At 62.3% G+C, this 22,833-nt stretch carries 21 protein-coding genes, 1 tRNA gene and 1 pseudogene; 9 read left to right on the forward strand and 14 right to left on the reverse strand.

Features of this window, described 5'->3' with window-relative positions; translation table 11 throughout:
• Positions 1 to 3 precede the first annotated feature (3 nt).
• Positions 4 to 1,543 (forward strand): annotated as a pseudogene (bchE, locus tag NKH50_RS13895) (magnesium-protoporphyrin IX monomethyl ester anaerobic oxidative cyclase).
• Positions 1,544 to 1,562: 19 nt separating this feature from the next.
• Here bchE and argB read toward each other — a convergent pair.
• Complete coding sequence (argB, locus tag NKH50_RS13900) at positions 1,563 to 2,456, reverse strand: acetylglutamate kinase (protein ID WP_023677482.1); 894 nt, start codon at positions 2,454 to 2,456, stop codon at positions 1,563 to 1,565.
• A 156-nt stretch (positions 2,457 to 2,612) separates the two neighbouring features.
• Positions 2,613 to 4,127 carry an amidase gene (locus NKH50_RS13905; protein WP_352879358.1) on the reverse strand — a complete coding sequence of 505 codons (1,515 nt, stop codon included), beginning with the start codon at positions 4,125 to 4,127 and terminating at the stop codon, positions 2,613 to 2,615.
• Positions 4,128 to 4,235: 108 nt separating this feature from the next.
• On the opposite strand from NKH50_RS13905, the gene NKH50_RS13910 reads away from it, so the two are divergent.
• The 4 genes from NKH50_RS13910 (at position 4,236) to msrB (ending at position 6,913) form a co-directional block, all read left to right on the forward strand.
• Positions 4,236 to 4,775 carry a sigma-70 family RNA polymerase sigma factor gene (locus NKH50_RS13910; protein WP_352879360.1) on the forward strand — a complete coding sequence of 180 codons (540 nt, stop codon included), beginning with the start codon at positions 4,236 to 4,238 and terminating at the stop codon, positions 4,773 to 4,775.
• Positions 4,772 to 5,476, forward strand: a complete 705-nt coding sequence (locus NKH50_RS13915; protein ID WP_352648011.1) for an anti-sigma factor — start codon at positions 4,772 to 4,774, stop codon at positions 5,474 to 5,476. Before NKH50_RS13910 ends, NKH50_RS13915 begins: the two co-directional genes overlap by 4 nt.
• Before the next feature lie 206 nt (positions 5,477 to 5,682).
• Positions 5,683 to 6,240 (forward strand): fasciclin domain-containing protein, encoded by a 558-nt coding sequence (locus NKH50_RS13920; protein ID WP_352700992.1) that lies wholly within the window; start codon positions 5,683 to 5,685, stop codon positions 6,238 to 6,240.
• A gap of 172 nt (positions 6,241 to 6,412) precedes the next feature.
• A complete protein-coding gene (gene msrB, locus NKH50_RS13925) occupies positions 6,413 to 6,913 on the forward strand; it encodes a peptide-methionine (R)-S-oxide reductase MsrB (protein ID WP_352477048.1) in 501 nt (166 codons plus the stop codon).
• A gap of 213 nt (positions 6,914 to 7,126) precedes the next feature.
• Here msrB and NKH50_RS13930 read toward each other — a convergent pair whose 3' ends face one another.
• Positions 7,127 to 8,719, reverse strand: a complete 1,593-nt coding sequence (locus NKH50_RS13930) for a DHA2 family efflux MFS transporter permease subunit (protein ID WP_502896113.1) — start codon at positions 8,717 to 8,719, stop codon at positions 7,127 to 7,129.
• A 22-nt stretch (positions 8,720 to 8,741) separates the two neighbouring features.
• The gene (locus NKH50_RS13935; RefSeq protein WP_352686454.1) at positions 8,742 to 9,920 is read right to left on the reverse strand and encodes an HlyD family secretion protein; all 1,179 of its coding nucleotides are present in this window, start codon (positions 9,918 to 9,920) and stop codon (positions 8,742 to 8,744) included.
• 143 nt (positions 9,921 to 10,063) lie between these two features.
• Here NKH50_RS13935 and NKH50_RS13940 point away from each other — a divergent pair, with 143 nt between their 5' ends.
• Positions 10,064 to 10,813 (forward strand): TetR/AcrR family transcriptional regulator, encoded by a 750-nt coding sequence (locus NKH50_RS13940; protein ID WP_352506014.1) that lies wholly within the window; start codon positions 10,064 to 10,066, stop codon positions 10,811 to 10,813.
• Positions 10,814 to 10,834: 21 nt separating this feature from the next.
• Here the strand turns inward: NKH50_RS13940 and yihA are convergent, their stop codons facing one another.
• The 5 genes from yihA to rpmH form a co-directional block, all read right to left on the reverse strand.
• Positions 10,835 to 11,494 carry a ribosome biogenesis GTP-binding protein YihA/YsxC gene (gene yihA, locus NKH50_RS13945; protein WP_352472343.1) on the reverse strand — a complete coding sequence of 220 codons (660 nt, stop codon included), beginning with the start codon at positions 11,492 to 11,494 and terminating at the stop codon, positions 10,835 to 10,837.
• Complete coding sequence (locus tag NKH50_RS13950; RefSeq protein ID WP_352452996.1) at positions 11,491 to 12,129, reverse strand: CatB-related O-acetyltransferase; 639 nt, start codon at positions 12,127 to 12,129, stop codon at positions 11,491 to 11,493. The genes yihA and NKH50_RS13950 overlap by 4 nt, the downstream gene beginning before the upstream one ends.
• A 144-nt stretch (positions 12,130 to 12,273) precedes the next feature.
• Complete coding sequence (gene yidC, locus NKH50_RS13955) at positions 12,274 to 14,097, reverse strand: membrane protein insertase YidC (protein ID WP_352751742.1); 1,824 nt, start codon at positions 14,095 to 14,097, stop codon at positions 12,274 to 12,276.
• Positions 14,098 to 14,110: 13 nt separating this feature from the next.
• Positions 14,111 to 14,464, reverse strand: a complete 354-nt coding sequence (rnpA, locus tag NKH50_RS13960) for a ribonuclease P protein component (RefSeq protein ID WP_352477053.1) — start codon at positions 14,462 to 14,464, stop codon at positions 14,111 to 14,113.
• A gap of 23 nt (positions 14,465 to 14,487) precedes the next feature.
• Entirely contained in the window at positions 14,488 to 14,622 is a 135-nt protein-coding gene (gene rpmH, locus NKH50_RS13965) for a 50S ribosomal protein L34 (protein WP_008833937.1), read from the reverse strand.
• A gap of 334 nt (positions 14,623 to 14,956) precedes the next feature.
• Between rpmH and NKH50_RS13970 the strand changes: the two genes are divergently transcribed.
• Positions 14,957 to 16,444 carry an ATP-binding protein gene (locus NKH50_RS13970; RefSeq protein ID WP_352700990.1) on the forward strand — a complete coding sequence of 496 codons (1,488 nt, stop codon included), beginning with the start codon at positions 14,957 to 14,959 and terminating at the stop codon, positions 16,442 to 16,444.
• 324 nt (positions 16,445 to 16,768) lie between these two features.
• Positions 16,769 to 16,845, forward strand: a tRNA-Arg gene (locus NKH50_RS13975).
• Between the two features lie 249 nt (positions 16,846 to 17,094).
• Here NKH50_RS13975 and NKH50_RS13980 read toward each other — a convergent pair.
• The 5 genes from NKH50_RS13980 to NKH50_RS14000 all read right to left on the reverse strand — a co-directional run bounded on the left by NKH50_RS13980 (position 17,095) and on the right by NKH50_RS14000 (position 21,291).
• Positions 17,095 to 18,318, reverse strand: coding sequence for an arabinose transporter (locus tag NKH50_RS13980; RefSeq protein ID WP_352879365.1), 1,224 nt, complete (start codon positions 18,316 to 18,318; stop codon positions 17,095 to 17,097).
• 15 nt (positions 18,319 to 18,333) lie between these two features.
• Entirely contained in the window at positions 18,334 to 19,110 is a 777-nt protein-coding gene (locus NKH50_RS13985) for a carboxymuconolactone decarboxylase family protein (RefSeq protein WP_502899781.1), read from the reverse strand.
• 26 nt (positions 19,111 to 19,136) lie between these two features.
• The gene (locus NKH50_RS13990) at positions 19,137 to 19,595 is read right to left on the reverse strand and encodes a (R)-mandelonitrile lyase (protein ID WP_352777705.1); all 459 of its coding nucleotides are present in this window, start codon (positions 19,593 to 19,595) and stop codon (positions 19,137 to 19,139) included.
• Between the two features lie 103 nt (positions 19,596 to 19,698).
• Positions 19,699 to 20,169: a cyclophilin-like fold protein gene (locus tag NKH50_RS13995; RefSeq protein ID WP_352736731.1), complete on the reverse strand. Its 471-nt coding sequence runs from the start codon at positions 20,167 to 20,169 to the stop codon at positions 19,699 to 19,701.
• A 75-nt stretch (positions 20,170 to 20,244) separates the two neighbouring features.
• The gene (locus NKH50_RS14000) at positions 20,245 to 21,291 is read right to left on the reverse strand and encodes an alpha/beta hydrolase (protein WP_352879503.1); all 1,047 of its coding nucleotides are present in this window, start codon (positions 21,289 to 21,291) and stop codon (positions 20,245 to 20,247) included.
• 463 nt (positions 21,292 to 21,754) lie between these two features.
• Here NKH50_RS14000 and NKH50_RS14005 point away from each other — a divergent pair, with 463 nt between their 5' ends.
• A complete protein-coding gene (locus tag NKH50_RS14005; protein ID WP_352800822.1) occupies positions 21,755 to 22,648 on the forward strand; it encodes a LysR family transcriptional regulator in 894 nt (297 codons plus the stop codon).
• The last annotated feature ends 185 nt before the right edge of the window (positions 22,649 to 22,833 follow it).

Here is a 22,833-nt window from a genome sequence, read left to right on the forward strand (position 1 = left end):
GCCATGAAAATCGTCCTGATCAACCCGCCGCATACCGCCATCGGCAGCCGTGTGCCGGACGACCATCTGCCGCCGCTCGGTTTGCTGGGCACTTGGCGGTCCGCTGATCGACGCGGGACATCAAGTGCGGCTTGTGGACGCCGAATTCGGGCCGATGGCGCTTGCCACGCTGGTCCGGGACGCCTTGAGCGACCATCCCGACTGCATTCTGATCGGCCATTCCGGCTCGACCTCTGCGCATCCGACAGCCCTGCTGATCGCCGGCATGGTCAAGGACATCCAGCCGGCGACAATCCTGATCTATGGCGGCGTGTTTCCGACCTATCATTGGCGCGACATACTGGCTGAAACGAATGTTTTCGACTTTATCGTGCGCGGCGAGGGCGAGGCGACCATCGTCGCGCTGGTCGAAGCGCTTGAGAAACGCAAGCCGCTGCCGGATGTGGCGGGCATCGCCTTTCCTGACGATTTGCGCCAGCCCTTTGCAACCCGGCCGGCAAGAACGATCACCAACCTAGAAGACTACCGCATCGGCTGGGAACTGATCGACTTCAGTCGCTACAGCTATTGGGGAGGCAAGCGCGCGGTGGTCATGCAGTTCTCGCGAGGCTGTCCGCATCTGTGCAACTATTGCGGCCAGCGCGGCTTCTGGACGCGCTGGCGGCACCGCGACCCCATGAAGTTCGCGCGGGAGATTGCCTGGCTCTACCGCGAGCACGGCGTCGAACTGATCAACCTTGCCGACGAGAACCCGACGTCGTCCAAAAAGGCCTGGCTCGCCTTTCTCGACGCGATGATCGCCGAGAATGTGCCGGTGCTGATCGTCGGCTCCACCCGCGCCGACGACATCGTCCGCGACGCCGACAGCCTGCATCTTTATCGCCAGGCCGGCGTCATTCGCTGGCTGCTTGGCATGGAAAATACCGACGAGCAGACGCTTGCATTGATCCGCAAGGGCGGCAGCACCTCATCCGACCGCGAGGCGATACGGCTGCTGCGCCTCAACGGCATCTTGTCGATGGCGACCTGGGTGGCCGGTTTCGAGGACGAAAGCTTGCGCGACCTCTGGCGCGGCTTCCGCCAACTGATCGCTTATGACCCTGACCAGATCCAGGCGCTCTATGTGACGCCGCATCGCTGGACGCCGTTCTTCAGGATTGCCAGGGACCGCAAGGTGATCCAGCTGGACGCCCGCCTGTGGGACTACAAGCATCAGGTGCTGCAGATGACCCGCCTCAAGCCGTGGATGTTGTTCTTCGCCGTCAAGCTGATCGAACTGGCGGTGCAGTCGCGGCCCAAGGCGTTGGCGCGTATCCTGTTCCACAAGGATCCGGAGCAACGGCATTCGATGCGCTGGTACACCAAAATGGGCCGCCGCGTCTGGTTCCGCGAAGTCTGGGGCTTTCTGGTCCGCGACCGCCGCCTGAAACATGGCCCGACGCTCGCCGAATTCTGGGGCTCGCCGCAAGACGAGGAAGAGGAATCGATGGTTGTCGAACGCCTGCCGCGTCAGTCCGTGACCGCTATTTCGCCAAACGCTTGAGCCCCTCAGACACCCGGCCTCACGGCACGATTAGCGTGCCGGCGCCGTGTTCGGTGAACAGCTCGAGCAGCACCGCATGCGGCGTCTTGCCGTTAAGGATGACGACGCCTGCGACGCCGCGCTCGATTGCCTCGATGCAGGTCTCGACTTTGGGGATCATGCCGCCCGAGACCGTGCCGTCCTTGATCAGGGCCTTGGCCTCGGCCACGGTCAGCTCGTCGATCAGCTTCTTGTCCTTGTCGAGCACGCCGGGCACGTCGGTAAGGAACAGCAGGCGCGTCGCCTGGCAGGCGCCGGCGATGGCGCCGGCAAAAGTGTCGGCGTTGATGTTGTAGGTATGGCCGTCGCGGCCGGGCGCTACCGGCGCCAGCACCGGGATCATTTCGGACCGCGCCAGGAGGTCGAGCAATGTGCGGTCGACCTCGACAGGCTCACCAACGAAGCCCAGGTCGAGTACCCGCTCGATGTTGGAATCCGGATCGATCATGGTCTTGCGCGCTTTTTCGGCAAACACCATGTTGCCGTCCTTGCCGCACAGGCCGATCGCCCACTCGCCCTCGGCATTGATCAGCGCGACGATCTCCTTGTTGATCGACCCGGCCAGCACCATCTCGACAATCTCGACGGTCTTCTGGTCGGTGACGCGCAAGCCGCCCTCGAATTTGGATTCGATGCCCATCTTGCTGAGCATGGCGCCGATCTGCGGCCCACCACCATGCACGACGATCGGGTTGACGCCGGATTGCTTGAGCAGTGCGATGTCGCGGGCGAAGGCCTTGCCGAGCGCGATGTCGCCCATCGCGTGGCCGCCATATTTCACCACGACCGTCTTGTTCTCGTAGCGCTGCATATAGGGCAGCGCCCTTGAAAGCAGCGCGGCCTGCATTTCGGCGGTGGCGGCGACGTCCGTCATCGGCGTGGTTCCCAGCTTGGCATGAACGGCGGCGTCTTAGCGGGAATTGGACGAGGGGGCAAACGGCTTTGCTGTCACGATCGATCAAATCGGTACTACTATTTGTTTGACCATGATCTTGTCCGAAAACCGGTTCCCACCTTTCGGGATCATGGTCTATGCCGGCACCTGCAGCGGCGCCCGCCGTCCCAGCCAGCCCGAGATCTTTTCCATCTGCGCGGCGAACGACAGAAGCGTTTCCTCGTCGCCGGGGCGGCCGGCGGCCTGGACGCCGAGCGGCAGGCCGGTATCGGTGACGTAGACCGGAAGCGTGATCGACGGTTGCCCGCTGACGTTCTGGATCGCCGGCCAGTGGGTGAACCAGAGGCTCTTGTCCATCAGCTGGCCGAATAGCGGCTTGAACTTCAGCAGGCCGGCGAGGCGCAGTCTGTCCAGGACATTCTCGATGAATTCGTCGACGCCTTTCGGGTCCATGGTGCCGCAGGCGAGCGGCGGGTGCGCGATGACAGGCATCAGCACCGCATCATAGTGCGCGGTTTCGGTGATAAGCCGGCGCGAGGCGGCGTGCAGCCGCTGCAGGCCGGCGTAGATTTCGCCGGCCGAGAGGATTTCACCGAACCGGCTCATCACGCGCGTAGCGCGTTCGATATCGCCTGAGATGGAGCGGCCGACGCGCAAGACCTCGCCCCGCATCGTGCCGGCCACCGCCGCGGCGACGGTTCTGGCGAAATCGGCGATGAAATCGCGATCGATATAGGGCAGGTCGATCTCCTCGACGCTGTGCCCGCCTTCGCGCGCCAGCGCGATCGCCGCATCCAGAGCTTTCAACGTCTCTTCCGATATCGGCAGGCCGAGCGGCGATTTTCGATAGAAGGCGAGGTTGAGCTTGCCCGGATCGCGCCCGGCCGCCGCAGCAAAACTGCCGGTCGGCGACGGTGCCGCGTAGGGCGACAGCGGGTCAGCCCCGTGGGTCAGGTCGAGCAGCAGCGCCGTATCGCGCACTGAGCGGGCCAACGCATGGTCGACGACGAAGCCGTACCAGCTTTCGGTGACGAGCGGTGTCAAGGGCACGCGGCCGCGCGAGGTTTTCAGCCCGACCAGCCCGGTACAAGCGGCAGGCACCCTGATCGAGCCGCCGCCGTCCGAGGCGTGCGCCACCGGCACGACGCCGGCCGCGACCAGCGCAGCCGCACCGCCCGAGGAACCGCCGGTCGTGTGCGCGGTGTCCCATGGATTGCGGGTGACGCCGTAAGCCACCGACTCGGTCACCAGCCTCAGTCCGTGTTCGGGTGCGGTGCTGGTGGCGATCGGGATCAGGCCGGCGGCCAGATAGCGTTCCGTCATGACCGAGTTGAAATCGGGGGTGTAGGCAGGGATGCGGCTGCCGCCATGCGTCGGCACGCCCTTCATGGCGATGCCGAGATCCTTCAGCGCAAAGGGCACTCCGGCAAGTGGCAGCTTGTGGTCGACGGTCCGCGCCCGCGCCCGCGCCGCCTCATAAAGCGGTTCGGCGATGGCGTTGATCTCCGGCCGGGTGGCCTCGGCCCGGGCGATCGCCGCATCGACGAGATCTTGCGGTGTGATCTCTCCCTTGTGCACGAGCGCGGCCTGGCCGGTTGCGTCATGCCCCCAAAGAACCCGCTCGATCGACATGGTCGCCCTCCCGCTCATGGCAAGCTAGCGGGAGGCGATTCCATTGGCAATCGAGGCTGGCGCTGCCGGTGCGCAAGACCATTTCAGTCGTTGCAAATACATTGCAATCGCCTAATTTGGCGGCCGATGACGCCGCAGGACATCAGCAACCTGATTGTCCGGACTTCGATGAAGGACCGGGCTGCGTTCGATCTGCTCTACCGGCAGACCAGCGCGAAACTTTTCGGCGTCTGCCTTCGTGTATTGAAGGATCGGGGAGATGCAGAAGAGGCGCTTCAAGAGATCTTCGTCAAGATATGGACGAAGGCGGACCGTTTCGCCGTTTCGAATCTGAGCCCGATCTCCTGGCTGGTGGCCATTGCGCGCAATCATGCGATCGATCGGATCAGAGCGCGGCGAGAACCTGCCGCCTATATCGATGCCGCGCTCGACGTGGCCGATCCGGCGCAGGGGCCGGAGGCCATGGCCGTGGCGGGCGGTGAGTCCGGACGCATCTACCATTGTCTCGAGGAGTTGGAGAGGAACCGGGCGGCGGCCGTCCGGGGCGCGTATCTGGATGGCAAAAGCTATGCCGAGCTGGCGGAGCGCTATGGCGTACCGCTGAACACGATGCGGACCTGGCTGCGCCGCAGCCTGTTGAAACTGAGAGAATGCCTGGAAAGATGACGCTGGCTGACGACAATGGACCGGAACGTGGGGGCGACGACCTGTTCGCCGCCGAATACGTTCTTGGCGTTCTAGCCGCCGATGAACGCGAGATCGCGTCGCGCCGCATCGATGCGGACGCCGCCTTCGCGCGCCTTGTCGATAGCTGGGAGGCGCATCTTTCGCCGATGACCGCCGCCTATCCGGAGACAGAGCCTCCGATCAGGGTCAAGGAAGCATTGGACCGCCGGTTGTTCGCTGCAGAGCCGCGCGCCGGCCTCTGGTCGAGCCTTGGCTTCTGGCGCGGTCTCGCCGCCGCCGCCATTGCGGCGCTGGCGATCTACATCGCCGTGCCGTACTTCCGCCCGCCCACCGAACCGCCGCAGACGCGGCTTGTCGCCTCGCTGGCGGCCGAAGGCAGCGACGTCAAATATCTCGTTGTCTACGATGCCGCCCGTCACGAGGTCGGTCTTTCCCACGTTTCCGGCGAGCGGGCCGCCGGCAAGGACTTCGAATTGTGGATGATCGAAGGCAAGAAGGCGCCGGTGTCGATGGGCGTCATCCCGGCCGGTGCGACCGCGCATTTGGCCATCCCGCCCGCCGTCCAGGAGAAATTGGCGCAAGGCGCCGTGCTTGCGGTCAGCGTTGAACCTGCCGGGGGTTCACCGACCGGCCAGCCGACTGGACCGGTGGTCGCAGCGGGCGATCTGAAGAGCATCTGACCGCTTCTCATCTCCGGAAGCAGACCTTAAAATCTATCTTCCGCGATTTAAACGCCTGCAAAGCTTGTTGGTGGTTGTCGATCCGCGCCGGGAAAATTTCAGCGACGCAATTTTTTTTGCGGAGAGAACGAAACTCCGGAATTTTCTATCGCGTATCTCCTTGCGTTCCCGAATAAGGGGAACGATAACCCGAGGAGATTGAAATCATGCGTAAATTCGCCACCCTTTTGCTTGCCGGTACGGTCGCCATTTCTGCGCTCGCCACCGTTGCCTATGCCCAAAACCCGATGGTAGGCGGCGCCGCCATGTATGCCCAGAAAAACATCGTCGAAAATGCTGTCAACTCGAAGGACCACACGACGCTGGTCGCTGCCGTCAAGGCAGGCGGCCTGGTCGATACGCTGCAAAGCGCTGGCCCCTTCACCGTGTTCGCGCCGACCAACGAGGCCTTTGCGGCACTTCCAGCCGGCACGGTGGAGACGCTGCTCAAGCCTGAAAACAAGGACAGGCTGGTCAAGATCCTGACCTGCCATGTCATCGGCGCCAAAGCGATGGACGCCGACGTCGCCAAGATGGTCAAGCACGACGGCGGCACGCACAAGGTTAAGACGGTCGGTGGTTGCGAACTGTCGCTCAAGACCGACGGCGGCAAGGTCACCGTGACCGACGAAAATGGCAACATCGCCAATGTGACCATCGCCGATGTCGAACAGTCCAACGGCGTCATCCACGTCGTCGATAAGGTTCTCCTGCCGAAGATGTAACAAACGCACGCTGCCGGCGAAGATATCCCTAGGGGCCTCCCTGCGCACACTCCGCGCCGTTCACGCAAGATGGATAGGCGCGGAGTCCCGCTTTGAGGACAGCGATCGTCACCGGCTTTTGATTTCCGTGTGGCGGTCGAATTTGGCACAAGCAGTAACAGGAGGAATGGCCATGAACCGTCGCGAGCTTCTTTTGAGTGGTGCGGCAGCCATTGGCGTTGTCGCAGGCGCCACCGCGCTGCGCATGGGCGGAGCCCAGGATGCACGCGCGGCCGAGACATTCGAGGTTACCAAGACCGAGGCCGAGTGGCGCGCCATCCTGTCCGACGCGGCCTTCAATGTGCTGCGCAAGGAGGGCACCGAATATCCGGGCACCAGTCCGCTGCTCAACGAGCACCGCAAAGGCATCTTCGCTTGCGCCGGCTGCGGCCTGCCGGTCTATTCGTCTGAGACCAAGTTCGATTCCGGCACAGGCTGGCCGAGCTTCTGGCAGGAAATCCCGAATTCCATCGGCAAGACCGTGGACAGATCGTTGGGCATGACCCGCACCGAGGTCCATTGTCGCCGCTGCGGCGGCCATCTCGGCCACGTCTTCGACGACGGTCCGCCGCCGACCGGGTTGCGACACTGCATCAATGGCGTCGCCTTGACCTTTAAGCCGGCGACGGCGTGAGGACGGCTGCGACCCTTACTTTGTCGGAGCGCGCTAGAGCATCGGACCCAAAAGTGCGAAGCGGTTTTGGGAAAATCCGATGCTCAAACAAAAAGTTGGAGCGGTGGAGTGTCCGCCGCTCCAAGACCTCGTAATGGTTGATTTTGCGCATGACCCCGAAAATCGCTTTTCGGGGTCATGCGCGAGGGCGCCAGGCGGGGGATCCAGCGCGCCTCAATGGCCTCCGCCACCGCCGCCCTGAGCGGCTGGCTTGCGGATCACCAGGGTGAAGAGCCCAAGCGTCGCGAACAAAACCGTCAGCATGAAGAATACGTCCATGAACGACAGCAGCGACGCCTGCTGCTGGACCATGCCTGACAGTTTGGAGATGGCCGCCTTGGAGGCGTCGAGCCCGGCGGTCTGCTCGAAGTTGAGCGTCATGTTCTGCAGCTTCTGTTGCGCAGCGGCACTTCCCCATTGCACGTGCTCGGAGAGCCTGGCGTAGTGGAAGGCATTGCGGTCGATCAGCACGGTGTTGATGACGGCCAGGCCGACGGCGCCGCCGAGATTGCGGGTCAGGTTGAACAGGCCAGACGCATTCTTCAGCCGCTCCGGCGGCAAGGTTCCGAGCGCAATGTTGTTGATCGGCACCATGCACAGCATCATCGAGCAGCCGCGCAGGATCTGCGGGATCAGCAGTTCGTAGAAATCCCAGTCGGCGGTGAGATGCGTCATCCACCAGGTTCCCGTGGCGAAGCCGAAGAAGCCGATCATCATCATGATGCGCGGGTCCATCTTGTTCGACAGGATGCCGGAGATCGGCGCGGTGAAGAACATGGCCAGGCCGCTGACGAACAGCGCCTCGCCGATCATCATCGAATCGTAGCCGCGGATGCGCCCCAGGAACACGGGATAAAGATAGGTCAGACCGTAGAGGCCGATGCCGACCACGAAGGAGAACAGCGAGCCGAACGCAAAATTGATATTGCTGAAAGCCTTCAGATCGACAATCGGCTCCTCGGCGGTGAACACGCGCCAGAAGAACAGCACCGCGCCGAAGGTCATGATGACGGCGCAGACGAACACCGCCTGATCCTGCAGCCAGTCGTTGTTGGGGCCTTCCTCCAGCACATATTCCATGCAGCCCAGGAAAGCGGCCATGCCGGCAAGCCCCCACCAGTCGAACTTGCTGAACAGCTTGAGATTGGGTTTGTCGAAGTCGATCAGCGACCAGGCGGCCGTGGTCACCAGAATGCCGGGCACGACGTTGACCAGGAACAGCCAATGCCAGGACATGGCATGGCTGATATAGCCGCCGACGGTCGGGCCGATGGTCGGCGCCAGCGTCGCCACCAGGCCGATCATCGGCGAGACGACGGCGCGGCGGGACGGCGGGAAGATGGTGAAGGCGGCTGCAAAGACGCTCGGGATCATGCCGCCGCCGATGAAGCCCTGCACGGCGCGGTAAACAATCATCTGGTCGATATTGGTTGCGGTTGCCGCCAGCGCGCTGGCCGCGGTGAAGCCCGCCGCCGAGATTGTGAACAGCACGCGCGTCGACAGCATCCGGCTGAGAAAGCCGGACAGCGGGATCATCACGACCTCGGCAATCAGATAGGCCGTCTGCACCCACGGGATCTCGTCCGAGCTGGCGCTCAAGCCCGCCTGGATCTCGGCCAGCGAGGCTGAGACGATCTGGATGTCCAGGATCGCCATGAACATGCCGAACACCATCGCCAGGAAGGCGATGACGCGGCGGATCGGCATGTGATCTGTCTGGGCCGGGATGGCCGACACCGATCCGGCGGTAATGGTTGCGGTCGCCATGACCCTTGCTCCCGGTTCCGCTTTACTTCGATGCCGAAGGCGCCGTGCGGCTGTCGACGGCGACGACGACGCTCAGGCCGGCGCGCAGTTTGCCCGTCTTCAGCACATCCGCGGGCACGTCGATGCGAACCGGAACGCGCTGCACCACCTTGGTGAAATTGCCTGTGGCGTTCTCCGGCGGCAGCAGCGAGAACACTGCTCCCGAAGCCGGCGCCAGCGACGACACGGTACCCTCGAAGTCCTGGCCGTCGATCGCGTCGACCGACACCCTGACCTTTTCACCAGGCACCAGCCGGGCAAGTTGCGTCTCCTTGAAATTGGCGACGATGTAGAGCTTGTCCATTGGCACGATGACGGCGAGCTTCTGTCCGGGGCTGATCAGGTCGCCCTGCTCGACCGAGCGGTTGCCGACCACGCCGTCATAGGGTGCGCGCAGTACGGTGAAGGACAGATCCCGCACCGCCTTGTCGTGGGCAAGCTGCAGCGAGGCCAGCGTACTGGCCGATTCCGCCCGCTGCGCCTGGAGCACGCCGATATTGGCCTGAGCCGCCGCGATCTGCGCGTCGGCGCCGGCTAGTGCGGCATTGGCTTGCTCGACCGCCGTCTGGGCGTCGTCCAACTGGGCCTGGGTACCGACCCGGGTCTTGAGCAACTGGGCGGCGCGGACCTGAACCCGCTTCGCATTGTCTGCTGCGGCCTGGTCGGCGGTCTTCTGCGCCTGCGCCTGCTTGAGCGAGGCGCGGGCCGCTTCGGTCTGGGCATCGATGCGGTCGAGCGTCTTGCTCAACGTGGCGATCTGCGCCTCGGCCTGGGCAACGGCTATCTTGTAGTCACCGTCATCGACGATCAGCAGCGGGTCGCCGGCCTTCACCTGCTGGTTCTCGGTCACTTTGACCTGATCGACATAGCCCGAGATTTTTGGCGAGATGAACGCCGTGTCGGCCTGGACATAGGCGTCGTCGGTCGAGATCATGAAGCGCCCGTCGGTCCAGTAGTCATAGCCATACCATGCGCCGGCGCCCAGCAGGGCCAGGCCGATGATGGGCAACAACATCGAGCGCATCGAGCGCTTCTTTTTGGCGGGAGCCAGCGGGGTGATGTCGGCGGGCTTGAGAGGGGCTTCCGGCGCTTCGATCGCAGGTTGGACCTTGGCGCTGGGGAAAGGGCGGACTTCGGCACTGGTAGGCGCGTTCGAGGACATGATATCTCTCTAAATTAACTGGCGCTGAATGTTGTCAGACTGAACCGTTCGGTTCGATCTCGACATTGACTTAGCGCTTAAACAGGCCCATATCAAGAGCAATCGAACCGGATGGTTCGAATTATTTTACGAGGTGTGACATTATGGCCGAAGCCCCCAAGGCCGCTCCTTTGTCTGATTCAGGCCCATTGTCCAGCGCTGGCAAGGAGCAGTGCGATCTGCTGGACAGTCTGCCGCGCGGCCGCCCGGCCGCGGGGCAAGACCCGGTCAAGCGAAGCCAGATCATCGAGGGTGCGCGCCGTGTCTTCATCGACAAGGGCTTCGAAGCCGCGTCGATGAACGACATTACGCGCGAGGCCGGCGTGTCCAAGGGCACGATCTATGTCTACTTCGCCAACAAGGAAGAGCTGTTCGAAGCGCTGATCGAGGAAGAACGCGGCACGATCTTCAAGAATATGTATGAGGTGCTCGACCAGATCGGCGACCTTCGCCAGACGCTGGTGAAGTTCGGCATCGTGCTATCCATGAAGATCACTTCGGCCAGGGTCATCCTGGCGCAGCGGACGGTGATCGGTGCGTCGGAACGGATTCCGGAGCTTGGCGCGCGATTTTACGAACGCGGGCCGAAGCGCGGCCATGACAGGGTTGTCGTTTTCCTCAACATGGCTATCGAACGTGGCCTGCTGAAGATCGACGACGTCGAGCTTGCCGCCTATCAGTTCACCGAACTGTGCCTGGCCGGTCTTTTCCGCCAGTGCATATTCGCCTATCGCACCAAGGCGCCAAGTGTGGCCGAGATTGAACATATCGTCAGGTCGGGCGTCGACGTGTTCCTGAAGGCCTACGGCACAGAACAGCTTGCAGAGCAGGAACGGGCCTCCAGTCCCGCCTGACCAGCCGTCGGAGGCCGTTGCCTATCCGCCATTGGCGGCGAGCACGATCGCCGCACGCAGTTCCTCGAGGCCCTCGCTCTTTTCCGACGACGTGGCGAGCACGAAGGGGAAGGCCGCCGGGCGTTTCTTGATCTTCTGAAGCGTTTCCTCGACCAGTCGCGGTACCCCCGCCGCCTTGATCTTGTCGGTCTTGGTCAGCACGATCTGATACGACACCGCCGCCTTGTCGAGCAGCGACAGCACCTCGTCGTCCTTGGCCTTGATGCCATGGCGGGCATCGATCAGCACGTAGACGCGCTTCAGCGTCACCCGGCCCTTCAGATAGTCGAACACGAGCTTCGTCCACTCGTCGACCTTTTCCTTCGGCGCCGTGGCGTAGCCATAGCCCGGCATGTCGACCAGGGCCATCGGCGGCAGGTCGGCGCCCTCTCCCGAAAATCCGCCCGGCACGAAATAGTTGAGTTCTTGCGTGCGGCCCGGTGTGTTGGAGGTGCGCGCCAGCCCCTTCTGGTTGACCAGCGCGTTGATCAGCGACGATTTGCCGACATTGGAGCGGCCGGCAAAGGCGATCTCGGGCGGACCCTCCGGCGGCAGGAATTTCATCGCCGGCACGCCGCGGATGAATATCCAGGCTCGCGTGAACAATTCGATGCCGATCGTGGTCTTGTTCAACGCGTTCAAACCGCTGCCTCCAGAAGAAAAATGTTGCTGCCACGAATGGCATCGAGATTGCGGCTGATCTTTTCCACCGGCCAGTGCCACCACGCCAGCGCCAGCAGCCGCCGGATGGTCCTGTCGTCGAAGCGCATCTTTACCACCTTGGCCGGATTGCCGGCGACGATCGCATAGGCCGGCACATCGTGCGTCACCACCGACTTTGCCGCGACAATGGCGCCGTCGCCGATCTTCACGCCCGGCAGCATCACCGCTTCCATGCCGATCCAGACATCATTGCCGACGATCGTGTCGCCGCGGACCTCCTTCGACCATGTCGCCGGGTCGAAGCCTTCCTCCCAGCCGTGACCGAAGATGTTGAACGGATAGGTCGAAAAACCGGACATGGCGTGATTGGCGCCGTTCATGATGAAGCGCGCGCCTTCGGCAATGGCGCAGAACTTGCCGATGACCAGCCTGTCGCCGATGAACGGGTAATGATGCAGCACGCATTTTTCGGCGAATTTGTCGGGCCCGTCAGGGTCGTCATAGTAGGTGAAATCGCCGATCTCGATGTTCGGCGCCGTTACCAGCGGTTTCAGAAAGCCGACGCGCGTGTGCAACGGGATCGGATGCTTGATCGATGGATTGGGTCCGGTCATATCGAGCTCCGTCGGGCAACTGCCAGCCAGGTCAAAATAGCGCGATCCGCCCGGCCGTACCAATCGCTTAATCCAGACCGCCAGCCTGTACAAAAAGCCCCGGACGAACCGGGGCTTTCTGGTTTCGCATCATCGGAGCGCCGGCTATTCCGCCGGCGACGGTTTCTTGCGGAACAGCGCGACCAGATTGTCCCACAGTTCGATCTTGGCGCCCTGCCGCTTCATGATCACGCCCTGCTGCAGGATCGACAGCGTGTTGTTCCAGGCCCAGTAGATAACGAGACCGGCCGGAAAACCCGCCATCATGAAGGTGAAGATCACGGGCATCCAGGTGAAGATCGCCGCCTGCGTCGGGTCCGGCGGCGTCGGGTTCATGCGCATCTGCAGGAACATCGTCACGCCCATGATCAGCGGCCAGACGCCGATCATCAGCATGTGCGGCAAGGTGATCGGGATCAGCCCGAACAGGTTGAAAATCGATGTCGGGTCCGGCGCCGCCAGATCCTGGATCCAGCCGAAGAACGGCGCGTGCCGCATCTCGATGGTGATGTAGAGCACCTTGTAGAGCGAGAAGAACACCGGAATCTGCAACGCCACCGGCCAGCAGCCGGCGAGCGGATTGATCTTCTCGGTCTTGTACAGCTCCATCATCGCCTGCTGCTGCTTCATCTTGTCGTCCGCGTATTTCTCGCGGATCTCGAGCATCTTGGGCTGCACCTTCTTCATGTTCGCCATCGACGCATAGGACTTGTTGGCGAGCGGGAAGAACAGCGCCTTGACGATGACGGTGGTGGCGAGGATCGCCAGGCCGAAATTGCCGAAGAATTTGTAGAGCGTGTCGATCAGCCAGAACATCGGCTTGGTGATGAAATAGAACCAGCCCCAGTCGATCAGCAGGTCGAACTGGCGAATATGACGGTCCTTTTCATAGGCGTTGATCGTCGAAACTTCCTTGGCGCCGGCGAATATCTCCGACTCCACGGTCGTCGATTGCCCGGGAGCGATTGTGACCGGATCGGACAGGAAATCGGATTGGTAGCTATGCGGGTGGGGTCCGCTTTTGAACTCGAAATAAGAGAATTTGGGCTGAAATTCGCGGCCGCTCGGCGGCACCAGGGTCACCGCCCAGTATTTATCGGTGATGCCGAGCCAGCCGTCGCTCGACTTGCCTGGTTTGTACTCCTTGTCCGATTCGACGCTGGAGTATTTGTATTCCTGCAGGCCCTCGCTTCCGGTAACGCCGATCAGGCCCTCGTGCAGCACATAGGTGCTGGCGATAGCCGGCTTGTCGAAGCGGGTGACTCGGCCATAGTTCGACAACGTCGCGGGTGCCGAGCCGCCGTTCTGGACCGTGTCGGATACGGTGAACATATATTGGCTGTCGACCGAGAAGGTGCGCTTGAAAACCAGGCCCTTGTCGTTGGTGAAGGTCAGCGTGACCGGCGTCGCTGGTGTCAGCGTCGCATTGCCGTCGGTCTGCCAGACCGTGTCGGGGCCGGGCAGCCTGCCCACATCCGGCGTGCCGGAAAAGCCGATCTCGGCGAAATAGCCGTTTGGCAGGGACGCCGGGTTGAGCAACGCGATCTCGGGCGAGGTCTTGTCGACCGTCTCCCTGTAATGCTTGAGCCGGAGATCGTCGAGGCGCGCGCCGGTGAGGTTGATCGAACCTTCGAGGCTCGGCGTGTCGATCTTGACGCGCTTCGTCGAAGCAATCGCCTGCTCGCGGCCGGCCGGCGTCACCGCGTCGCCGCCGGGCGCGCTCGGAATGGCGCCCGGCTGCACCGGCGTTTCGCTCGCGCCCGGACTGGTGCCTTGGGCAGCCTTCTTCTGCTCCGCCACGCGCTGTTCTTCGATGCGGGCGGCTTCGCGCTGCATCTCGCTGCGCGGCATCACGTAGAAATATTGCCAAAGCGCCAGGATCAGCACCGACAGTGCGATGGTGATGAAGAAGTTTCGGTTGTTTTCCATCGAAGCCCTTGGCCTATCGTGTTCCACGCAATCTGCGGGAGAGTTCGGCCTTCAACTGGCCGAACGGAGTCGTAAGCACGTCTTCGCGCCCGACGATGACATAATCATTGCCCGGCGCCATGTCATCCGCGGCATGCGTGCGCACGGCCTCTCTCAGCCGCCGCCGGATGCGGTTGCGAACGACGGCGTTGCCGACCTTCTTGGTGACGGTATAGCCGACACGCGGCGCCTCGCCGTCGCCGCGGCCCAGGACCTCGACGAGGAAAAGCCGCCCGCGGCGCTTTTCGCCACGGCGGACGGCCAGGAATTCCGCGCGCTTCAGAAGCCGCTTGGGATGGGCACCCGTTGGCTTGCCGGTTGCGGGCAACGATTTTGTCTCTCGCTCGGTGCTCAGGCGCTGAGACGCTTGCGGCCGCGGTTGCGGCGGGCTGCGACGACGCCGCGGCCACCCTTGGTGGCCATGCGGGCACGGAAGCCGTGCCTGCGTTTGCGAACGAGTTTGGACGGCTGGTAAGTACGCTTCATTTGTTTAAATACCGCGGGGTGCGGCCCTTCTTGATTCTGTCACTTTGTAACAGGAGCTTTGCCGGGCCGGTTTTGGCGCGATCGAAACCGCGCCGGGACGAATGGCCCGAGCGTGAGCGGGCTTATAGAAAGAAGGGTTTTGGAAGTCAATCCAGCCTGTCGGGCCGGCGTTGTCGGACTGGCAGGGAAGTCCTTGCGGCCTCTTTCCGGCTTCGACCAAGGATGAATTTGGCAAAAAAGCCGCAATCGCCTAATCTTGCCCGATCAAGCGATCGTGAAGACGAGCAGTCCTTAAGACAAGCAGCCGTGATGACAGGCAGCCGTGACGACGAGCATGAGTGAAGTCCCAGCAACCGACGAAAGCATCGCCCGGGCGAAGGCCGCCACCCGCAGGGTGCCGCTGGCGCGCGGCCTGTCGACGAAGCTGTTGCTGCTTACCATCGTCTTCGTGCTCTTGGCCGAAATCCTCATCTTCGTGCCCTGGATCGCCAGCTACAGGCTGAGCTGGCTGAAGGAGAGGCTGAGCACCGCCGCCGCGGTTTCCATCGTCCTGGTGCAGGGCGAACCTGCCTCGCTGTCGCGTGCCGCCCAGAACGACGTACTGATGGCGATCGGCGCCAAGGCGATCGCCGTGCGCGACGGCGGCGTCTCGCGGCTTCTGGTCGTGGCCGAAATGCCGCCGCAGGTCGACGAGCATATCGATATCGCCAATGTCGGCATGATCAAGGGCATGACCGGCGCGCTGGACACGCTGTTCTTCGGCGGCAACCGCATGCTGCGCGTTTTCGGGCCGGTCGGCGACAGCGACAAGGAATTCGAGCTGATCATGCCCGACCACCGCCTGCGCAATGCCATGCTGATCTATTCGCGCAACGTCGCCTTCGTCTCGCTGCTGATCTCGCTGTTCACCGCCATGCTGGTCTATGCCGCGATAGACCTGATCATGATCGGCCCGATCAGGACGATGACACGCTCGATGCTGTCCTTTTCCGAGGCGCCCGACGATCCCGGCCGCATCATTCACCCCGCCGCACGGGCCGACGAGATCGGCGTCGCCGAACGCGAACTGTCGCAGATGCAGGAGCGGCTGCAAAAGATGCTGACCGAGCAGAAGCACCTGGCCGATCTCGGCCTGGCCGTGTCGAAGATCAACCACGACATGCGCAACATTCTCGCCTCGGCGCAGCTGATGTCGGACCGCCTGCGCCAGGTCAAGGACCCGACCGTGCAGGCCTTCGCGCCAAAACTGCTGCGCGCGCTCGACCGTGCGGTGTCCTATTCGGAGGGCGTGCTGGCCTATGGCCGCACCCAGGAGCCGCCGCCGTCGCGCCGCAGGCTGCGGCTGCGTCAGCTGGTCGAAGACGTCCAGGGCCTGCTCGATATCGAATGCGGCATCGAATTCGTCAACGCCGTCGACCCGGTGCTCGAGGTCGATGCCGATTCCGACCAGCTGTTCCGCGTGCTCACCAATCTTAGCCGCAACGCCGTGCAGGCGATGGCGGCGGACACCGAGAGCGCCGTGGTGCGCCGCCTGACCATATCGGCCGAGCGCATCGGCAGCGTCAGCCGCATCGTCGTCACCGACACCGGCCCCGGCCTGCCGCCAAAGGCGCGAGAAAACCTGTTCGCGGCATTTCGCGGCTCGGCCCGCAGCGGCGGCACCGGCCTTGGCCTGGCGATCGCCCATGAATTGATCCGCGCCCATGGCGGCACGGTGGAGCTGGTCGAATCGATCGGCGGCCGCACCACATTCGCGGTCACCATTCCCGACCAGCCGGTCCGGCTCGACCAGGCCCGCAACGGGCTGCGCCGCCCGGCGTAACGAACCGTATCGTTACGGATCGTTTTAATTCGCGAAGCGTTGGTCCGAGACTACGAGCCATCGGCTCGGCCGCCGTGCAACGGCTCATTTCGTTACGGACCGTTCCGATTGGCAAATGACCGATCCAAGACTACGACCTGTCGGCTCGGCCGCTGCGTGACGCGATCTTGCCTTCGCCGGCCGGCGCATGATGGCAAGGCATGACTGCAAAACTTTTGGCCAGGGTCGGCTTGCTTTTCGCAAATTCAGCCGCTAGGGAACAGCTCACATCGCGGCCGGTCGCCAGGATCGGATCGCGGGGCTATGCCAAGCATGGCCTGTTGCGCGCCCGTAGCTCAGCTGGATAGAGCACCAGACTACGAATCTGGGGGTCAGGAGTTCGAATCTCTTCGGGCGCGCCAAATATCCACCGATCGCACTATATAGCCCGATTCCCACCAGACTACGCCCGCGCAAATCGCGGGAGATAGTCCGCGAGCGAAAGGCCTAGAAACGGCGGCGTTAGGCGGTGGAAAAGGTCGAATCTCTCGGGTTGAATGGCTGATTTCTGATCAGCAGGCACGTGCCATATATCACTTGGGTGGCATCAGCCATTTCACTCTAAATCTACTTCGGTTGCGAACGTAGAAGGCCGCTGATTGCCGCGAAGTTTACCAATAAGACCTCTTTGCAGGCGCCCGTCGACCTCGGTGCGTGCTGTAGGCTAAATACAAGGCAATGGCCGTCGTACAAAAGGTGACACCGGCGCTGATAAAGAACACAACGCTCAAACCTGCTCGATCGGCAGCCCATCCCAACACCGGGCTTCCTAGAGCCATCGCGACATCGAGAAAGACCGTGTAGATGCCCATTGCCAGCCCGCGGCTTTCAGGCGAGGTGTCACGGACAGCCTCGACACCCAGACCGGGATAGACGAGCGAGTAGCCGAGTCCCGCGAGAGCGGCTCCGGCGGATGCCATCATCATGCTTCGGGCCAATCCCATGAGGATCAATCCGGCCGCTTGCACCAGAACGAACACCAAGGCGATTCTCGCGCCACCGAACTTATCCGGTAGATGGCCAAACATCATTCGCGCCACGATCAACGCCGCGCCAAAGGCAGTGAAGGCAAGCCAGACGGGCTGCCAGCCGTGATTGGCATAAAGGAGCGAGCTGAATGCGAGAATGGCGCAATAGCCGATGCTGCTAAGCGCCGCGCCAAGTCCGGGTAGCCAGACCGCTCCAATCACGCCGCCAAAAGTGGATCTCGTCCGTGCCGATAGGACAGGCGGACTCGGCGCTCGCAATAGGAACAGCAGAACGAGCAGTGGCGCCAAGGTCGTGATAAGGCCGATCGCCGCAAAGCCGTACGGTACAAAGAGCATCGTGCCGAGCGGACCGCCGAAGGCGAGCGCCGCGAACATGGCCGTGCCGACCCAGGCGATGACCTTCCCCGCATGGCCGGAATCGACCATTGCCAATCCCCAGCTCACGCCCCCGGTGATGATGAAGCTTTCGGCTCCACCGAGCACCGCACGTCCCACCAGAAGAATCGCAACAGAGAGGGTTGGCGAACTCACGAAGGTCAAGGACAGGAGATACAGCAATCCAGCACCGGCGGCGGCGATCAGGCCGAGGACGACGCTGCGTTTGCCACCATTCGCATCCGAATAGGTGCCGGACCATATGCGCGTGACCAGAGACGCGGCAAATTGCGAGCCCGCAACCAGGCCGACGACGAAAGTTCCGAAGCCGAGATCCTGATTCACATGCAGCGGCAGCACCGGCAGGGCCGCGCCGATGACGAGGAAGCCGGCCAACACGGCCGCCATGATCGGCAGCAACGTCACGGCGGCCGAGGGCGGCGGTCTGGACGATGAGGGCAAAGGAGTCATCGCGACCAGCAGCGTTCAGTTGGCGGAGCGCTTCTCGAACACGGAGCGCGCAACGGCGGCTGCCGAGAAAGCGTTCGGCCATCCGGCGTAGTACGCGAGATGGCTGATGGCTTCGGAGGCTTCCATGCGCATCAGTCCATTATCCATCGCCCGGTTGAGGTGGTAGGGAATCTGCTCGACCTGGCCGGCCGAGATCAGGGCGCTGACCGTCACCAGACTGCGATCGCGCGGGGCGAGATCGGGCCGCAGCCACAGGTCGCGAAACAATACGACGGTCGTATCCCTCACCAATCCCGGCGATGCCGGTCCTGTGCCTTGCGCGACGCGGGCGGCGCGATCGGCCTCGGCTTTTTCGTCCAGCGGCAGGAAATCAACCATGGCCTTGGGGAGTTGGTCGGGTCCGACACCGCGCGCCGCGAACACCTCCTTCGTGATGCCCGTCGCGGCAACCGCATTGCCCCAGCCGGCATAGAAGGCGAGATGCGTGATAATCTCTGAGATTTCGGCCGGCTTCACCCCATTGTCGAGTGCGAGATGCACCTGCTCCGGCAGGAGAATGTCCTGGTTGCGCGTGATCACGGCAGCGACAGTGACGATGCTGCGATCCCGCAGCGACAGGCCCGGCCTCTTCCAGAGGCCATTTGCAAGCTTCTCATCGGCGTAGCGCTCAAGCGCGGGCGAAACCGTTCGCACGTCCTCGCGGGACAGGCTGCCGGTCTGCGATCCGGCCTGCGCGGCGGCATCGACGGCTCCCATGGAAAGAGCGAGAGCCAGAACGGTCGAGGTTTTCATGATGAAGCCTTTCGTTCAGTATCCCGTCAGCGGTATTGCTCGTCGGAAACAGGTTCGAACCAGTCGACGTTCTTGCCGTCCCGCATGTAGCTCAAGGCGATATGCGCCATGGGGCTGATCGCGGTCGCTCCATGCCAGTGCTTCACGCCGGCCGGAATCCAGACCACATCGCCAGGATTGATGCCTCGCCGCTCCTTGCCCTCTTCCTGCACCCAGCCTTGACCGCCCGTGATGATAAGCATCTGGCCTGCCGGATGGCTGTGCCAGACCGTCCGCGCGCCGGGCGCGAAGTTCACAAGTCCGGTGCTCGCCCGCGTCATGTCGGTAGGCGGATAGAGCGGACTGATGACCGCCTGCCCGGTGAAGTTGTCCGCCGTTCCGATCACGGCCGGCGTGCTGCCGTTCGTGCGGATTTCGATGGTCTCGGCCTCGGCCGGCATTAAGCCGGCGGTGCTGATTGCAGCGGCAGCGAGAATCTTCTTCATGTTCGTCTCCTTCTGCGTTTGCAGCTTCTTGCTGTTCCCGGTGAATGATGCGGGTTTTTCCGACACCCGCGGCATTGTCCTGATGCGCAGCGGCCTTCCAGGTTCAGGAAAGCATTTCGACGTGCAGCGGATGTTCTCCGCGCATCAGAAGCGGCGCAGGTCCCTGGTCTAGTCGCCCGAGCCGGATCAGGCCGCGCGACCAGCGATAGGGACCATGAAACATCGCGAGATTGCCCCAGGGGGCGTAGTAGCAAAGATCGCCAGCCGCCTCGTTCCCGAAGCGACCGTTGCCTTCCTCGGTGAGCTTGCGCGGCAGATAGGCGATCTTCTCGTTGGACGAATAGTCGTCGATCGTCAGGTCCAGCGGCAGCATCGAGACCAGGTCGTGCGCGGAAGGATTGTTCTCCAGCGTCGCCGTGAAATCCTGATCTGCAAAAACAAATCTCAGGCGCATCGGGGCTCCTTTCGTACCCGGGGTTGTGGAGGTCTGAGAGTGCACCGAAGAGGGAAGCGCGAAGCTGACAGCGCCTGCCAGCAAGGTGCGGCGTGAAAGCCATGTGGCGTCGCGTGTCATTTAAGGTCTCCCAATCGGTGCGGCCATATCCATTGTTCCGGCACACGGCCGCACCCTTCGACGAATACGGCCTTGTTAAGCTGCCAGATGCTGACCGAAGAAGCTGGTAAGCCTGTCGAACGGAATCAGGTCCACACGGTCGTAGAGATCGACGTGACCGGCGCCCTGGACCCAGACCAGTTCCTTCGGCTCGGCTGCCAGTCTGTAGGCTTCCTCACTGAACTCCTTCGAATGCGCCTGATCGCCGCTGATGAACAGCATTGGGCGCGGCGAGATCGTCTCGATGTCGTTGAACGGGTAGAAGTTCATGAATTTGACATTGCTGGTCAGCGTCGGCTTGGTCGTTATCTGGTCGGAGACACCCGCCGGGGTAAACTCTCCGCGGGGTGTCCGATAGAAATCGTAGAACTCACGCTGGATGGGATGCGTCGACGCGGTCAGTTCGAGATCGGTTCCGCCCGTATACTGGATCTGGCCGCCTTCGAATTCGGAGTAGCGCTGCTCGGCGGCGGCCGCGATGATCTGCTTGCGTTGCTCGACGCTTAGCGAGTGATTGAGTGCGTTTCGGTTCGCCGCGCCCATGTCATACATGCTTACCGTGGCAATGGCGCGCATGCGTGGGTCGATCTTGGCGGCGCTGATGACGAAGCTGCCGCTGCCGCAGACACCAATCGCGCCAATGCGGTTGCGGTCCACGAACGCGCGTGTCCCGAGGAAGTCCACCGCCGCGCTGAATGCCTCGGCATAGACATCCGGTGAAACGATCTGTCGGGCTTCGCCCTCGCTCTCGCCCCAGAATGGCAGATCGATCGCCATGGCGATGAAGCCCCGCTCGGCCATCTTGGTGGCATAGAGCGTCGCGCTTTGCTCTTTCACCGCGCCCATTGGATGGCCGACGACGATGGCCGGATGACGTGCATTGCGGTCAAGGTCCTTGGGAACGAGCAGATTCCCCGCGACATTCATCTGGTATTGGCTCTTGAAGGTGACTTTCTGCAGCGTCACCTGATCGCTCGTATAGAAATTGTTTGCACCGTTGGACATGTCTTGAGCCTTTGCGAAGGTTAGGTTTCCAAGTGACATCGCGCCGAATGCGGCGATGCCTGTTCCGGTCAGCTTCATCAACTCACGCCGGTGAATGTTTCGGGCCGGGGCTTTCTGGTTTGTTGCGTCAGGGATGTTCGTAGGCATCTATGATCTCCTGCAAGGTTAGAGTGGATTTGAGATTGGCCGATCCTGCTGGTCATTCAGGCTTGAGCAGACGCGGCCCATTGCCGGCCAGAATCACGCTGCCGACGGACGCGGCGAAGATTGACATGCCAGCCAGCAGCAGCCCGCCGACCACGGCACCGAGCAGTGGTGATGACCATGCTCGCAGCCACCGCGAAGAGGCCGCTGATCGAAATCGCCTGTCCGGTTGCTACCTGCATCTGCTGTGGCGGCGATCGCCATATGGTTCGGTCCCGCTGAATTGTTGCAGTGCAAACCTAGTGGTTTTGCCATAAAACGATTACCCGTCGAAATTGGCATGAACTAATCGACTACATCGAATAATCTGTTGCGAGATGGCAAACGAAGGAAGCTCATGGCCAGAACCGATCTCAACCAATTGACGTGGTTTCAGGCCGTCGCAGAAGAGCGCAGCTTCACCAAGGCAGCGGCAAAGCTCGGCGTCGCGCAATCGACGCTCAGTCACACGATCAAGCAGCTCGAAACACGCATGGGCATACGCCTTCTGACCCGCACGACGCGTAATGTCGCGACGACCGTTGCGGGCGAAAGGCTGCTACAGACGATCGCTCCGCGCATTGGTGAAATCGAAGACGAGATCGCAGCGCTGATGGCGTTCCGCGAAAAGCCGTCAGGCTCGATCAGGTTGACCCTGTCCGACCACGCGCTCGAAAGCGTGGTCTGGCCGAAGCTTAAGCCGGTCCTCAGCGCCTACCCCGACATCGGCGTCGAACTGATCCTGGACAGCACCTTCCGCAACATCGTCGAGGAAGGCTTTGACGCCGGTGTCCGGCTTGGAGAGAGCGTCGAGAAAGACATGATCGCGGTCCGCATCGGCCCGGACTGGCGATTGGTCGCCGTGGCTTCGCCGCGATACTTCGCGGCGCACGGTGTGCCTGTGCATCCGCAGGATCTGGTCCGGTACATCTGCATCAACATGCGCCACGAAACCGCCGGCGGTCTGTACGCATGGGAGTTCGAGAAGGATGGACAGGCGCTGCGTGTCCGTGTGGACGGTCAACTTACCTTCAACAACACCTACGCCATGATCGACGCCGCGGTGAGTGGCTATGGTATCGCCTATGTTCCCGAGAACATCGTGGAGCGGCACGTCGCCTCAGGGTTGCTGGTGCAGGTCCTCGACGACTGGTCGCCCTTCTTCGATGGCTATTTCCTCTATTATCCTAGCCGCCGCCAAAACCTTCCTGCGTTCAAGATTATTGTGGACGCATTGCGGCATCGGGAATGAAGCGACAGGATCTAAACCCGCGCGATTGGCTCACGCCCCATTTGGGAGTGTTCTAGAGGCAATAGGCAGAGTTCTCATCATCGCCCCGATGCGGCGCCATTAAACTCATGCCCACCCCGGGAACATAGGTAACAGAATCTATCGCCTGCGGCCGGAAGATTGCGAGGAGTGAGCGCCATCCCTGC

The sequence above is a fragment of the Mesorhizobium sp. M1027 genome (assembly GCF_040318745.1).
Taxonomy (GTDB): domain Bacteria; phylum Pseudomonadota; class Alphaproteobacteria; order Rhizobiales; family Rhizobiaceae; genus Mesorhizobium.

Excerpts from the sequence above, each read along its gene's own strand:
- argB (WP_023677482.1), bottom strand. The coding sequence starts at position 2,456 with ATGACGGACGTCGCCGCCACCGCCGAAATGCAGGCCGCGCTGCTTTCA.
- NKH50_RS13905 (WP_352879358.1), bottom strand. The coding sequence starts at position 4,127 with ATGAGCGGGAGGGCGACCATGTCGATCGAGCGGGTTCTTTGGGGGCAT.
- NKH50_RS13910 (WP_352879360.1), top strand. The coding sequence starts at position 4,236 with ATGACGCCGCAGGACATCAGCAACCTGATTGTCCGGACTTCGATGAAG.
- NKH50_RS13915 (WP_352648011.1), top strand. The coding sequence starts at position 4,772 with ATGACGCTGGCTGACGACAATGGACCGGAACGTGGGGGCGACGACCTG.
- NKH50_RS13920 (WP_352700992.1), top strand. The coding sequence starts at position 5,683 with ATGCGTAAATTCGCCACCCTTTTGCTTGCCGGTACGGTCGCCATTTCT.
- msrB (WP_352477048.1), top strand. The coding sequence starts at position 6,413 with ATGAACCGTCGCGAGCTTCTTTTGAGTGGTGCGGCAGCCATTGGCGTT.
- NKH50_RS13930 (WP_502896113.1), bottom strand. The coding sequence starts at position 8,719 with ATGGCGACCGCAACCATTACCGCCGGATCGGTGTCGGCCATCCCGGCC.
- NKH50_RS13935 (WP_352686454.1), bottom strand. The coding sequence starts at position 9,920 with ATGTCCTCGAACGCGCCTACCAGTGCCGAAGTCCGCCCTTTCCCCAGC.
- NKH50_RS13940 (WP_352506014.1), top strand. The coding sequence starts at position 10,064 with ATGGCCGAAGCCCCCAAGGCCGCTCCTTTGTCTGATTCAGGCCCATTG.
- NKH50_RS13950 (WP_352452996.1), bottom strand. The coding sequence starts at position 12,129 with ATGACCGGACCCAATCCATCGATCAAGCATCCGATCCCGTTGCACACG.
- yidC (WP_352751742.1), bottom strand. The coding sequence starts at position 14,097 with ATGGAAAACAACCGAAACTTCTTCATCACCATCGCACTGTCGGTGCTG.
- rpmH (WP_008833937.1), bottom strand. The coding sequence starts at position 14,622 with ATGAAGCGTACTTACCAGCCGTCCAAACTCGTTCGCAAACGCAGGCAC.
- NKH50_RS13970 (WP_352700990.1), top strand. The coding sequence starts at position 14,957 with ATGAGTGAAGTCCCAGCAACCGACGAAAGCATCGCCCGGGCGAAGGCC.
- NKH50_RS13980 (WP_352879365.1), bottom strand. The coding sequence starts at position 18,318 with ATGACTCCTTTGCCCTCATCGTCCAGACCGCCGCCCTCGGCCGCCGTG.
- NKH50_RS13985 (WP_502899781.1), bottom strand. The coding sequence starts at position 19,110 with ATGAAAACCTCGACCGTTCTGGCTCTCGCTCTTTCCATGGGAGCCGTC.
- NKH50_RS13990 (WP_352777705.1), bottom strand. The coding sequence starts at position 19,595 with ATGAAGAAGATTCTCGCTGCCGCTGCAATCAGCACCGCCGGCTTAATG.
- NKH50_RS13995 (WP_352736731.1), bottom strand. The coding sequence starts at position 20,169 with ATGACACGCGACGCCACATGGCTTTCACGCCGCACCTTGCTGGCAGGC.
- NKH50_RS14000 (WP_352879503.1), bottom strand. The coding sequence starts at position 21,291 with ATGAAGCTGACCGGAACAGGCATCGCCGCATTCGGCGCGATGTCACTT.
- NKH50_RS14005 (WP_352800822.1), top strand. The coding sequence starts at position 21,755 with ATGGCCAGAACCGATCTCAACCAATTGACGTGGTTTCAGGCCGTCGCA.